At 72.7% G+C, this 12,070-nt stretch carries 12 protein-coding genes; 6 read left to right on the top strand and 6 right to left on the bottom strand.

The window, feature by feature from the left end; all coding sequences use genetic code 11:
- Window positions 1–208 precede the first annotated feature (208 nt).
- Together AC0QU1_RS06715 and AC0QU1_RS06720 are read left to right on the top strand one after the other, a co-directional pair.
- Window positions 209–1,015: a GOLPH3/VPS74 family protein gene (locus tag AC0QU1_RS06715; RefSeq protein ID WP_483575348.1), complete on the top strand. Its 807-nt coding sequence runs from the start codon at window positions 209–211 to the stop codon at window positions 1,013–1,015.
- 217 nt (window positions 1,016–1,232) lie between these two features.
- A complete protein-coding gene (locus AC0QU1_RS06720) occupies window positions 1,233–1,493 on the top strand; it encodes a TM2 domain-containing protein (protein WP_483575349.1) in 261 nt (86 codons plus the stop codon).
- An 84-nt stretch (window positions 1,494–1,577) separates the two neighbouring features.
- On the opposite strand, the gene AC0QU1_RS06725 is transcribed toward AC0QU1_RS06720, so the two are convergent.
- The 4 genes from AC0QU1_RS06725 to AC0QU1_RS06740 all read right to left on the bottom strand — a co-directional run bounded on the left by AC0QU1_RS06725 (window position 1,578) and on the right by AC0QU1_RS06740 (window position 5,076).
- Window positions 1,578–3,020 carry a class II fumarate hydratase gene (locus AC0QU1_RS06725; protein WP_483575351.1) on the bottom strand — a complete coding sequence of 481 codons (1,443 nt, stop codon included), beginning with the start codon at window positions 3,018–3,020 and terminating at the stop codon, window positions 1,578–1,580.
- Window positions 3,021–3,113: 93 nt separating this feature from the next.
- Complete coding sequence (locus tag AC0QU1_RS06730; protein ID WP_483575353.1) at window positions 3,114–3,818, bottom strand: carbonic anhydrase; 705 nt, start codon at window positions 3,816–3,818, stop codon at window positions 3,114–3,116.
- The gene (locus tag AC0QU1_RS06735) at window positions 3,815–4,801 is read right to left on the bottom strand and encodes a carbohydrate kinase family protein (protein ID WP_483575355.1); all 987 of its coding nucleotides are present in this window, start codon (window positions 4,799–4,801) and stop codon (window positions 3,815–3,817) included. The genes AC0QU1_RS06730 and AC0QU1_RS06735 overlap by 4 nt, the downstream gene beginning before the upstream one ends.
- On the bottom strand, window positions 4,798–5,076 hold the full coding sequence (locus tag AC0QU1_RS06740; protein ID WP_483575357.1) for an exodeoxyribonuclease VII small subunit: 279 nt from the start codon (window positions 5,074–5,076) through the stop codon (window positions 4,798–4,800). Before AC0QU1_RS06740 ends, AC0QU1_RS06735 begins: the two co-directional genes overlap by 4 nt.
- Window positions 5,077–5,249: 173 nt before the next feature.
- Between AC0QU1_RS06740 and AC0QU1_RS06745 the strand changes: the two genes are divergently transcribed.
- Both AC0QU1_RS06745 and AC0QU1_RS06750 read left to right on the top strand, forming a co-directional pair.
- Window positions 5,250–6,869 (top strand): ABC-F family ATP-binding cassette domain-containing protein, encoded by a 1,620-nt coding sequence (locus AC0QU1_RS06745; protein ID WP_483575358.1) that lies wholly within the window; start codon window positions 5,250–5,252, stop codon window positions 6,867–6,869.
- Window positions 6,870–7,005: 136 nt separating this feature from the next.
- A complete protein-coding gene (locus AC0QU1_RS06750; protein WP_483575359.1) occupies window positions 7,006–7,749 on the top strand; it encodes an SDR family oxidoreductase in 744 nt (247 codons plus the stop codon).
- A 63-nt stretch (window positions 7,750–7,812) separates the two neighbouring features.
- Here AC0QU1_RS06750 and sigJ read toward each other — a convergent pair whose 3' ends face one another.
- Window positions 7,813–8,754, bottom strand: a complete 942-nt coding sequence (sigJ, locus tag AC0QU1_RS06755) for an RNA polymerase sigma factor SigJ (protein WP_483575360.1) — start codon at window positions 8,752–8,754, stop codon at window positions 7,813–7,815.
- Window positions 8,755–8,865: 111 nt separating this feature from the next.
- On the opposite strand from sigJ, the gene AC0QU1_RS06760 reads away from it, so the two are divergent.
- Window positions 8,866–9,615, top strand: a complete 750-nt coding sequence (locus AC0QU1_RS06760; protein ID WP_483575362.1) for a class I SAM-dependent methyltransferase — start codon at window positions 8,866–8,868, stop codon at window positions 9,613–9,615.
- A gap of 34 nt (window positions 9,616–9,649) precedes the next feature.
- On the opposite strand, the gene xseA is transcribed toward AC0QU1_RS06760, so the two are convergent.
- Window positions 9,650–10,912: an exodeoxyribonuclease VII large subunit gene (gene xseA / locus AC0QU1_RS06765; RefSeq protein WP_483575364.1), complete on the bottom strand. Its 1,263-nt coding sequence runs from the start codon at window positions 10,910–10,912 to the stop codon at window positions 9,650–9,652.
- Window positions 10,913–10,975: 63 nt separating this feature from the next.
- On the opposite strand from xseA, the gene AC0QU1_RS06770 reads away from it, so the two are divergent.
- Window positions 10,976–12,013 carry a 4-hydroxy-3-methylbut-2-enyl diphosphate reductase gene (locus tag AC0QU1_RS06770; RefSeq protein ID WP_483575365.1) on the top strand — a complete coding sequence of 346 codons (1,038 nt, stop codon included), beginning with the start codon at window positions 10,976–10,978 and terminating at the stop codon, window positions 12,011–12,013.
- The last annotated feature ends 57 nt before the right edge of the window (window positions 12,014–12,070 follow it).

A 12,070-nucleotide genomic window follows, 5' to 3' on the forward strand; every position in this document is an offset into this window, starting at 1 on the left:
ATGAACCGCTGGCACGGGAGAGGCGTGCCGGCCGGACGGAACCCCCCAGCCCCGCATGTCCGGCGGCACGCCTCCCCTGCGTGCAGAGCGAGGGTAGCATGTTAGGTAAGCCTAACCAAAGTCCCCGATTCCACGATCTTCCTGCGGTGATGTTCCCGGGCTCGGGCAATCGGGGCGTGTCTGGCTTGTCGGATATAGCATCGGGGCCATGCTGATTGCCGAAGACTTCCTGCTGCTTGCCGTCGACGACGAGACGGGCAAGACCGCCAACGTCGACAACCTGGGCGTTCGCCTCGCCGGTGCGCTCCTGGCCGATCTCGCCGCCGCGAACAAGACCCTGCTCCGGGGTGCGCCCGAGGCCGGCGCGACCAAGGAGGAGCGCGAGAAGGCGGCCGACGCCACGATCCTCGTCACCGACAACACCCCTACCGGCCACGTGGCCCTCGACGCCGCCCTGCAGGCCGTGCTGAGCACCCCCGAGGCGCCCGCCCACAAGGTCGTCGAGGCCATCTCCAAGGACGCCGAGACCCACCTCCTGGCGGGCCTCGTCGAGCGCGGGATCCTGGAGAAGGAGGAGACCAGGCTGTTCCGGCTGCTCCCGGTGGCCCGCTGGCCCGCCGCCGACTCGAGCCACGAGACCGCGCTGCGCGAGACCCTCACGAAGGTGCTCGTCGAGGGTGCGGAGCCCGACGAGCGCACCGGCACCCTGATCTCCCTGCTGCACGGCTCGGGCCTGGTGTCCGGCCTGGTCGGCAAGGAGCAGCGCAAGGCGGCGGAGGACCGCGCCGAGGAGATCGCCGGCAGCGAGTGGGGCGCCGCGAGCGTCGTCGCCCAGGTCGCGGTCGCGGCGACCATCGCAGCGGTGGCCACGGTCGGTGCCGCCGTCGCGACGGCGCTGATCATCGCGGCGGCGAAGGAGGACGCGGAGGGTGCTGCGGCGCCTGTCGAGGGTGTCGCGGCGTCGGCCGAGGGTGCTGCGCCGGCGGCCGAGGGTGCCGGGGCGCCCGTCGCCTGATCGGGGCGCGCCACGGGCCGTTCCGGGCCTCCGGCCCGCGTCGCGGACCAACGTCTCAGGCCAGCGCTCGGGCCCGTGGCTCGGGCCCTCGTAAGAGGGCTCATGGCGTGGCTGGGGCGGCGGTTTGGGCGATTGGCGCAATAGGCGTGGTTCTAGGTATTTTTTCGCTCCTGTCACGGTGGGCGAGGCGCTCACCGGAAACCCTTGGAGACATGAAATGACCGAGACCCACACCTCACCCCAGGCTTCGGCGACGAGCGAGAAGAACACCCTCGTCGCGCTGCTGCTCGCCATCTTCCTGGGCACGATCGGTGTGCACCGCTTCTACGTGGGCAAGATCGGCACCGGCTTCGCGGTGCTCGGCGTGGCCATCGTGACCCTCGGCGTCGGCGGCGCCATCTGGGCGATCGTCGACATCATCGCGATCGCGCGGTCGAAGTTCCAGGACCAGGAGGGCAAGACCCTCGTCTGGAGCTGATCGGCTCGCGTAGGGCATGGAAACGGCTGGCATCCGGGTTTCGGATGCCAGCCGTTTCTCTTGTGCCGGGGCCGGGGCTGGTGCTCAGGCCTGCGGCGGGCGCGTCATGGACAGCACGTCGAGCGCCGTGTCGAGCTGCTCCTCCGTGACCTCGCCGCGCTCCACGAAGCCGAGGTCGAGCACGGCCTGGCGCACCGTGATGCCCTGCTTGACCGAGTGCTTGGCCACCTTGGCGGCGGCCTCGTACCCGATCACGCGGTTCAGCGGCGTCACGATCGACGGCGACGACTCGGCCAGCGCGCGGGCGCGCTCGACGTTCGCGGTGATGCCGACGACGGTCTTGTCCGCCAGCACCCGCGCCGAGTTGGACAGTAGCCGGATCGACTCCAGCACGCCCTGCGCGATCACCGGGATCTGCACGTTGAGCTCGAACGTGCCGGACGCGCCAGCCCACGTGACGGTGGCGTCGTTGCCGATCACGCGCGCGCACACCATGAGCACGGCCTCCGGGATCACCGGGTTGACCTTGCCCGGCATGATCGAGGAGCCCGGCTGCAGGTCGGGGAGCGCGATCTCGCCGAGGCCCGTGTTGGGGCCCGACCCCATCCAGCGCAGGTCGTTGCAGATCTTGGTCACGGAGACCGCGATGGTGCGCAGCGCGCCCGACAGCTCGACCAGACCGTCCCGGGCGGACTGCGCCTCGAAGTGGTCGCGCGCCTCGGTCAGCGGCAGGCCGGTGTCCTGCGCGAGCAGCGCGATGACCCGCTGCGGGAAGCCCGCAGGGGTGTTGATGCCGGTGCCGACGGCGGTGCCGCCCAGCGGGACCTCGGCGGCACGCGGCAGCGCGGCCCGCAGGCGCTCCACGCCGTAGCGGACGGCGGCCGCGTACCCGCCGAACTCCTGGCCGAGCGTGACCGGGGTGGCGTCCATGAGGTGGGTGCGGCCCGACTTCACGACGGTGGCGAACTCGTCGGACTTCGCCTGGAGGGCGTCCGCCAGGTGGGTCAGCGCCGGGATCAGGTCGTTCACCACGCCGGACGTCGCCGCGACGTGCACAGAGGTGGGGAACACGTCGTTCGAGGACTGCGACGCGTTGACGTGGTCGTTCGGGTGCACGTCCTTGCCGAGCGCCGCGGTGGCGAGCGTCGCGAGCACCTCGTTGGTGTTCATGTTCGACGACGTGCCCGAGCCGGTCTGGTAGACGTCGATCGGGAAGTGGGCGTCGTACTTGCCGGAGGCGACCTCGTCCGCGGCGGCCACGATGGCGTCGGCGATGTCCTGGTCGAGCACGCCGAGCTCCGCGTTCGCGGTGGCTGCGGCCTTCTTCACGCGGGCGAGGGCCTCGATGTGGGCGCGCTCGAGCGGGGTGCCGGAGATCGGGAAGTTCTCGACGGCACGCTGCGTCTGCGCTCGGTAGAGAGCGTTCGCGGGGACGCGGACCTCACCCATGGTGTCGTGCTCGATGCGGTAGTCGGTCGTGTCGCCGGACTCGGGAGAGCTCGACGGGACGACGGTGTCAGCAGTCATAGGTCTATCGTGCCGCAGCCGCACCCCGGTGACGCACCCGGGGGCGTGACTCCTGTCACGCCCCCGTGGGACACCGGGGTGCGGCGCGCTGGATCAGTCCGCTGCGGCAGCCGCCGGCGCCGGGGGCAGCTCGCCGACGTCCCCGATCACGTCGACCAGGCGTGCGCTGCCCTCGGCGAGGTCGTACTCGAGGCCGACCACCGCACACCGGCCCTCCGCGACGGCGCGGGACAGCCCTGCCGAGTAGCCGTGCAGCATCTCGACCGTGTGCTTCACGTGCTCGCGGCGCAGCACGTCCTGGTCGGACAGGGCGGCCATCGCCCGGGCCGGGTCACCCGAGGTGATGCTCACGATCGACGGGATCACCCGGTCCACCACGGCGCGGACGAACCCGCTGGGCTGCTCGCCCGTGGCGAGCGTGTGCGCGGCGGCGGCCACCGCCCCGCACGAGTCGTGCCCCAGCACCACCACGAGGGACGCGCCGAGCACGTCGACGCCGTACTCGATGGAGCCGATCACCGTCGTGTCCAGGACGTGCCCGGCCGTGCGGACCACGAACACGTCGCCGAGGCCCTGGTCGAAGATGATCTCCGCGGCGACGCGGGAGTCCGAGCAGCCGAAGATCACGGTGTGCGGGTGCTGGGCCGCCTGCAGCTCGCGGCGCCGGTCCGCGTTCTGCGACGGGTGCAGCGGTTCGTCCGCGACGAACCGGTCGTTGCCGGACCGCAGCAGCCCCCAGGCTTCGCGCGGGCTGAGCCGCTCCACCTCCGCGGGCCCCGGGACGGGCTGCGCGGTCATGACCCGACCTCCGCGCGCCGTGGCGGGTTGGCGCCCGCACGTGACACGGTGATGGCGGCGACCGCGCAGCAGCGGTCCAGGATCCGCTGCACCGTGGCCGGGCCGGCGGCGTTCAGCGCGTCCCGCCGGCCGGCGCCCAGCAGGTCGTGCTCCCACAGGCCGTCGATCAGCGCGCCCATAAACGAGTCGCCGGCTCCGACCGTGTCGACCACCTCGACCTGCGGGGCGACCGCCTCGACCTCGCCGGCGTCGGACACCGCGACGGCGCCCTTGCCGCCGAACGTGACCACCACCAGCGCGGGCGTGCCGCGCTGCCACTCGCGCGCGACCGCTACCGGGTCGGCGTCGGGGTAGAGCCAGCCCAGGTCCTCGTCGCTCACCTTGACCACGTCCGAGAGCTGCACCAGTGCCTCGACGCGGGGGCGTACCTCGTCGGCCGGGCCCATGATCGCCGGCCGCGCGTTCGGGTCGTAGGTGGTCGTCGACGTCGTCCGTGCGGCCTCGAGGACCTGCCGCACCTGCGCTGCGCCCGGCTCGAGCATCGCCGCGATCGAGCCGGTGTGGACGGCGAGCAGGTCGGTGCCTGCCCCCTCGCCGGCCTCCGCACCGCCGGCCTCTGCCTCGCCGGCCTCCGCGCCGCCCGCCGCAGGGCTCGGCAGGGCCTTGGCGGGCACCTGCCAGGTGAGGTCGAAGTCGTAGGTGGCCGAACCGCCGTCGTCCAGCGTGGCCACCGCCGAGCTGGTGCGCTCCGCGCCGTCGCTGCCCTCGACCAGCCCGACGCCCGACTCGGCGAGCCAGGCGCGGACCAGGTCGCCCCTGGCGTCGCTGCCGAGCCAGGTCGCGAGCCGGACCTCCCGGCCGAGGCGGCCCAGCGTGAGCGCGACGTTGGCGACGCTGCCGCCCGGGTGCTCGGCCGAGGAGCCGTCGGGCCGGCGCACCTCGTCGATCAGGGCCTCGCCCACGGCGAGGACGTGCGCGCTCACTCGGCCTCCTCCGGCGAGTCGGCCGTCGCGGTCGACGCGTTCCGCACGGCCGCGAGGCGCTCGCGGGCGCCGTCGAGCCACTCCTGGCAGCGCGCGGCCAGGGCCTCGCCGCGCTCCCACAGCGCGAGGGACGTCTCCAGCGGCTCCCCGCCGGCCTCCAGGCGGCCGACCACCTGCACGAGCTCGTCCCGCGCCTGCTCGTAGCTGAGCGTGGCGACGGCGGGGGCGTCCTTCACCGGGTCGGTTCCGGCATCGGTGACTGCATCTGTACTCACGGGGAACAGTCAACAGCACACCACCGACATCCGGGGTCCGCTGTCCACAGGTTCGACGGCCGGAACTGTGCCGCGGGCTTGCGCGGCGGGAAACAGCACGCCGGAAACCCCGCAGGACATCTCGCCGGAAACAGTTTGGTCCGCGCCCGTCCGGCGTCGGACCATGGTGACCCATGGGCCATCTCGAAGTCGCACACGTCGAATACCACCTGCCGGATGGCCGGACCCTGCTGGGGGACGTCTCGTTCCGCGTGGGCGAGGGCAGCGCGACGGCGATCGTGGGGCCCAACGGTGCGGGCAAGACGACGCTCCTGCGGCTCATCACCGGTGAGCTCGCACCGCACGGCGGTTCCGTCGTGGTGAGCGGCGGCCTCGGCGTCATGCGCCAGTTCGTCGGTTCGGTGCGGGACGAGACCACGGTGCGCGACCTGCTGGTCTCGGTGTCGGATCCCCGCCTGCGCGAGGTGGCGCGCGCCGTCGACGAGGCCGAGCACGCGATGCTGACCGTGGACGACGAGGCCGCTCAGATGGCGTACGCGCAGGCGCTCTCGGACTGGGCGGAGGTGCGCGGCTACGAGGCCGAGACCCTGTGGGACGTGTGCACCATGGCGGCTCTCGGGGTGCCGTACGACCGGGCTCAGTACCGGGAGGTGCGGACGCTGTCGGGCGGCGAGCAGAAGCGGCTCGTGCTGGAGGCCCTGCTGCGCGGCACCGACGAGGTGCTGCTGCTCGACGAGCCGGACAACTACCTGGACGTGCCGGGCAAGCGGTGGCTGGAGGACCAGCTCAGGGCGACCAAGAAGACCGTCCTGTTCGTCTCGCACGACCGGGAGCTGCTGTCGCGCGCGGCGGACCGGATCGTGTCGCTGGAGCCCGGTCCGGCCGGCGCGGACGCCTGGGTGCACGGCGGCGGCTTCGCCACGTTCCACGACGCGCGGCGCGAACGGTTCGCGCGGTTCGAGGAGCTGCGCAGGCGCTGGGACGAGAAGCACGCGCAGCTCAAGAAGCTGGTCCTCACCCTGCGGCAGCAGGCGGCGAACAGCCCGGACATGGCCTCGCGCTACCGGGCGGCGCAGACCCGGCTCAAGAAGTTCGAGGAGGCGGGGCCGCCGCCGGAGCCGCCCCGCGAGCAGGACATCTCCATGCGCCTGCGCGGCGGGCGCACGGGCCTGCGCGCCGTGACCTGCGAGGGGCTGGAGCTCACCGGGCTCATGAAGCCGTTCGACCTGGAGGTGTTCTACGGCGAGCGGGTGGCGGTGCTGGGCTCGAACGGGTCGGGCAAGTCCCACTTCCTGCGGCTGCTCGCGGGCGGCGACGTCGCGCACACGGGCACGTGGAAGCTCGGCGCGCGGGTGGTCGCTGGACACTTCGCCCAGACGCACGCGCATCCGGAGCTGTTCGGCCGCGCGCTGCTCGACATCCTGTGGGAGGACCACGCCCAGGACAAGGGCAAGGCCATGTCCCGGCTGCGGCGCTACGAGCTCACCGAGGCGGCCGACCGGCCCTTCGACCGCCTGTCGGGCGGTCAGCAGGCCCGGTTCCAGATCCTGCTCCTGGAGCTCGCCGGCTCGACGGCGCTGCTGCTCGACGAGCCCACCGACAACCTCGACCTGGAGTCGGCGGAGGCGCTGCAGGAGGGCCTGGAGTCGTTCGACGGGACCGTGCTGGCCGTGACGCACGACCGCTGGTTCGCGCGGTCGTTCGACCGGTACCTCGTCTTCGGGTCCGACGGCGTCGTGCGCGAGACCTCCGAGCCGGTGTGGGACGAGCGGCGGGTCGAGCGGGAGCGGTAGCCGGCGTCCGCCCTGGTGCGGCGTGCGCCGCTGCGGTGCCCCGGGGCCTGTCACAGATCCGTGGTGCTCCCGGTCGACCTCGTGACGGGCCGCTCGGCTCGTCGCGAGAACGTCGCGAGAAACGAAGGAGCACACCATGAAGATCGTGGTCATCGGCGGCACCGGCCTCGTCGGGAGCCAGGTGGTCAGCAACCTGAAGGAGCAGGGGCACGAGGCGGTCGCCGCTTCGCCGCAGACCGGTGTGGACACCCTGACCGGCGCGGGCCTCGCAGAGGCGCTCGACGGCGCCCAGGTGGTGGTCGATCTCAGCAACTCGCCGTCGTTCGCCGAGGAGGACGTCACGCGCTTCTTCCGCACCTCGACGACGAACCTGCTGGAGGCCGAGCAGCACGCCGGGGTGCGGCACCACGTGATCGTCTCGATCGTGGGCGCGGAGGGCATCGACTCGGGCTACATGCGCGCCAAGGTGGTGCAGGAGGATCTGGTCAAGGCCTCCGGCTCGGGCTGGTCGATCGTGCGGTCCACGCAGTTCTTCGAGTTCCTCGCCTCGATCGCCGACACGGCGACGGTCGACGGCGTCGTGCACATGGCGCCGGTGCGCTTCCAGCCGATCGCCTCGGCGGACGTCGCCCGGATCGTCGCGGAGGTCGCCGTCGGCACGCCGCTGGAGGCGACCATCGAGATCGCCGGGCCGGAGCTCTTCGGCTTCGACGAGATCGTGCGCACGTACCTCGCGTCGAAGGACGACCTGCGCGAGGTCCGTACCGACCCGGGCGCCACCTACTTCGGGGCGCCGCTCACCGACGGGGAGCTCGTGCCCCACGGCGAGGCCCGGCTCGGCGAGGTCACCTACGAGCAGTGGCGGAAGGTCCAGGCGTAGGGATCCGTCCGCGTCCTTGACCTACGGCGCGGCCCGTCCGGCGCCGTCTCGCGCCGGACGGACCTACTCCGCGTGGTCCCGCTCGGCGTGGTCCCGCTCCGCGCGGGCCCGCTCCGCGCGGGCCCGCCGCAGCGGCTCCAGCTTGTCGGCGTTGAGCTGCCACAGGATCTCGTGCAGGCCGTCGGCCGACGCCGTGACGGTCAGCGTCCCGACCAGCTCGCCGTCGCGCACCAGGCCAAGCCCGGCGTCACCGTTGAGCTCCAGCGGCTCCGCGGTGACGCCGGCCCAGAAGACGTCGGCGAACGCTGCCAGGAGCCGCGCGACCTTGGAGCGGCCCGACACCGCGACGCGCGCCACGTACTTCGCCTTGCCGTTGCTGTCGGCCCGGCTGACGGCGTCCTCGGCGAACAGATGCTCCAGCCGTCCGACGTCGCCGGCCCGGGCCGCCGCGAGGAACGCGTCGAGCAGCGTGCGCCGCTCCTGGGCCGTCACGGTGTTGCGCCGTTCCGAGGCCAGGTGTTTGCGCGCCCGACTCACGAGCTGCCGCGCGGCGGCCTGGGACAGCCCCACGATGTCGGCGATCTCCGGGTACCCGTAGTCGAACGCCTCGCGCAGCACGTACGCCGCGCGTTCGGTGGGCGTCAGCTTCTCCAGCAGGAGGAGCACCGCGGTGTCCAGGGCCTCGGCCCGTTCCGCGCCCAGTGTCGGATCCTCGCTCGTGTCCACCGGCTCCGGCAGCCACGGCCCGACGTACGTCTCGCGCCGCGACCGCGCGCTCTGCAGCACGTTGATCGCCAGCCGCGTCGTCATCGTCGTCAGGAACGCCTCCGGGTTGACGACGGCGGAGCGGTCCATGGTCTGCCACCGCACCCACGCGTCCTGCACCACGTCCTCGGCCTCGGCGGCGGAGCCCAGCATCCGGTACGCGACGCCGAACAGCCGCCGTCGTGCGGCCGCGAACACCGCCGCCGCGTCGTCCAGCGTGGTGTGGGCGTCACCCGTCATCGTGCTCTCCCTGGCAAGACACGTCCGGCTCTGGCCTGCCCGGTCCGTCGGGACGACCGTACGCGACAAAAAGGCCTTGGGCCCGCTCCGGGGGCGCGTGAGCATGTCACCATGACCACACCCGACCGGAAGTTCGCCGACCCCTGGCTCGTCCGGCTCTACGACGCCTTCGACCACGACCGCCGCGACCTCGACCTGTACACCGGCCTCGCCGAGCGGCTCGGCGCCCGCAGCGTGCTCGACGTCGGCTGCGGAACCGGCGTGCTGGCCCTGCGGCTCGCGAGCCGGGGACTGCGAGTGACGGGTCTCGACCCCGCCGCCGCGTCGCTCGACGTCGCCAAGGGCAAGCCCGGCGCCGAGGCCGTCACCTGGGTCGAGGGCGGGGCGGACGCGGCCGGCGGGCTCGGGCTCGCCGTCGACCTGGCGACCATGACCGGCAACGTGGCGCAGGTGTTCCAGACCGACGAGGAGTGGGCGCGGGCGCTCGCGGCCGTCCACGCCGCGCTGCGGCCCGGCGGATTCCTGGTCTTCGAGACCCGCGTGCCCGCCAAGCAGGCCTGGCTCGGCTGGACCCGCGAACAGGGTTCGGAGCGCCGCGACATCCCCGGCATCGGCGAGGTCGAGACCTGGACCGACCTCGTCGAGGTCGCGCTCCCGCTGGTCACCTTCCGCGGCACCTACCGCTTCCCGCCCGGCACGCTGCCCGACGGCGACGTGGTCACCTCGGACTCGACCCTGCGGTTCCGGGAGCGGGACGAGGTCGAGGCGTCGCTGGCCGCCGCCGGGTTCGAGATCGACGACGTGCTGGATGCGCCCGACCGGCCCGGGCTGGAGTGGGTGTTCGTGGCCCGGCGGGTCTGACGCCCCGCCGCGGACGGCGCGGCCGCCGATTCGCCTAGGAACTGGTCGCGGTCACCTCGGCGTCCAGCGCGCCCTGCGCGAGCCGGACGTGCACGCCCGCACCGACCGCCACGTCGTCGGGCTGCCGCACCACGTGGCCGTCCGCGCGCTGCACGACGGCGTAGCCCCGCTCCAGCGTCGAGGCCGGCGACAGCGCCCTGACCTGGGCGGCGAGCCGCCCGATCTCACCGCTCGCCCGCAGCAGCAGCGCGTCGAGGGCGTGCCGGCCGTGCCGGATCGCCTGGACGACGTCGCGCTCCCGCGACTGGAGCATGGTCTGCGGCGCGGCGAGGACGGGGCGCGAGCGGACGCCGTCGAGCCCGCGCTGCTCGCGGTCGAGCATCGCCGCGACAGCGCCGCGCATCCGGCTGCGCGCCTGGTTGAGGCGGAGCCGCTCCTCGGAGACGTCGGGCACGATCCGCTTGGCGGCGTCGGTGGGGGTGGAGGCGCGGTAGTCGGCGACGAGGTCGAGCAGGGGTGCGTCGGTCTCGTGGCCGATCGCGCTGACCAGGGGAGTGCGGACCTGCGCGACGGCGCGCACGAGCGACTCGTTGCTGAACGGCAGCAGGTCCTCGACCGAGCCGCCGCCGCGGGCCACCACGATGACGTCGACCCGCGGGTCCCGGTCGAGCTCCGCGATGGCGTTCGACACCTCGCGCACCGCGTTGACGCCCTGCACCGCGACCTCGCGGATCTCGAACCGGACCTGGGGCCAGCGGGTGCGGGCGTTCACCACCACGTCGTGCTCCGCCTTGGACTCGCGCCCGCACACCAGCCCGACGACGGCGGGCAGGAACGGCAGGCTGCGCTTCCGGGAGGCGTCGAACAGGCCCTCGGCCGCGAGGACCTTCTTCAGGACCTCGATCCGGGCCAGCAGCTCGCCGACGCCGACCGCCCTGATCTCGTTGGCCTGCATCTGCAGCGTGCCGCGCTTGGTCCAGAACACGGGCTTGGCGTGCACCACCACGTGGTCGCCCTCTGCGGGCGGGTGGGGCAGCAGGTCGAGGATGCGGGAGAAGACCGTCACCGGCAGGGAGGCGTCCGCCTCGGTGTCGCGGAGCGTGAGCCACTGCAGGCCGGAGCCCGGGCGCTGGTTGAACTGCACCACCTGGCCCTCGACCCAGACCGGCGGCATCTTGTCGATGTAGCCCCTGATCTTCTCCGACAGCACCCGGACAGGCCAGGGACTGGTGGCCGTGGTGTCGAGGGCCTTCAGGGGAAGCTCGGCCGGGAGCGGCCGCTGGGTGGGTTCCGTCACGTGTCCAACCCTGCCACCCACCACCGACACAAGCCCTCCGCACGGCGCCCCTAGACTGCGGGTGTGAGCGTCACGAGCCCTGAGCGTCCTGCCGAGACCAAGACCAAGCGCGTCCTGCTGGCGGCCCCCCGTGGTTATTGCGCCGGCGTGGACCGGGCGGTCGTCGCCGTCGAGAAGGCCCTGGAGACGTACGGCACGCCGGTGTACGTGCGCAAGGAGATCGTGCACAACAAGCACGTGGTGGAGACGCTGCGGGAACGCGGCGCCATCTTCGTCAACGAGACCGACGAGGTGCCAGAGGGCGGCCGGCTGGTCTTCTCGGCCCACGGTGTGTCGCCGGCCGTGCGCGCCTCGGCCGAGGCGCGCAGCCTCGAGACCATCGACGCGACCTGCCCCCTGGTCACCAAGGTGCACAAGGAGGCCGTCCGGTTCGCGAAGGACGACTACGACATCCTGCTGATCGGGCACACCGGTCACGAGGAGGTCGAGGGCACGGCGGGTGAGGCGCCCGAGCACGTGCAGGTGGTGAACTCGCCCGACGAGGTGGACCAGGTGGTGGTGCGCGACCCCGACAAGGTCGTGTGGATCTCGCAGACCACGCTGTCGGTGGACGAGACGATGGAGACCGTCCGCAGGCTCCGCGAGAAGTTCCCGTCGCTGCAGGACCCGCCGAGCGACGACATCTGCTACGCCACGCAGAACCGCCAGGTAGCGGTGAAGAAGCTGGCGCCGGAGTGCGACCTGGTCATCGTCGTGGGCTCCGCCAACTCGTCCAACTCGGTGCGGCTCGTCGAGGTGGCGCTCCAGTCCGGCGCGACGGCCTCGTACCGCGTGGACCGCAAGACCGAGATCAAGGACGAGTGGCTGGAGGGCGTCACGACGGTGGGCGTGACCTCCGGCGCGTCGGTGCCGGAGATCCTGGTGCAGGACGTCATCGCCCACCTCGCCGACCACGGCTTCGGCACGGTCGACGAGGTGCGGACCGCGACCGAGGACCTCATGTTCTCGCTGCCCCGCGAGCTGCGGGCCGGGCTGAAGGCCGCAGGCGAGGAGACCAAGCGGCCGCGGCGCGAGGCTCGCAAGGAGCTTCCGCTGGCCTGAGCGTGGCTCTCGCCCGGCTCGCCTGGGCCTGGCCTGCCTGGGCCCGGCCTGGCTGAG

The sequence above is a fragment of the Promicromonospora noduliphila genome (assembly GCF_056951025.1).

Excerpts from the sequence above, each read along its gene's own strand:
- AC0QU1_RS06715 (WP_483575348.1), top strand. The coding sequence starts at position 209 with ATGCTGATTGCCGAAGACTTCCTGCTGCTTGCCGTCGACGACGAGACG.
- AC0QU1_RS06720 (WP_483575349.1), top strand. The coding sequence starts at position 1,233 with ATGACCGAGACCCACACCTCACCCCAGGCTTCGGCGACGAGCGAGAAG.
- AC0QU1_RS06725 (WP_483575351.1), bottom strand. The coding sequence starts at position 3,020 with ATGACTGCTGACACCGTCGTCCCGTCGAGCTCTCCCGAGTCCGGCGAC.
- AC0QU1_RS06730 (WP_483575353.1), bottom strand. The coding sequence starts at position 3,818 with ATGACCGCGCAGCCCGTCCCGGGGCCCGCGGAGGTGGAGCGGCTCAGC.
- AC0QU1_RS06745 (WP_483575358.1), top strand. The coding sequence starts at position 5,250 with ATGGGCCATCTCGAAGTCGCACACGTCGAATACCACCTGCCGGATGGC.
- AC0QU1_RS06750 (WP_483575359.1), top strand. The coding sequence starts at position 7,006 with ATGAAGATCGTGGTCATCGGCGGCACCGGCCTCGTCGGGAGCCAGGTG.
- sigJ (WP_483575360.1), bottom strand. The coding sequence starts at position 8,754 with ATGACGGGTGACGCCCACACCACGCTGGACGACGCGGCGGCGGTGTTC.
- AC0QU1_RS06760 (WP_483575362.1), top strand. The coding sequence starts at position 8,866 with ATGACCACACCCGACCGGAAGTTCGCCGACCCCTGGCTCGTCCGGCTC.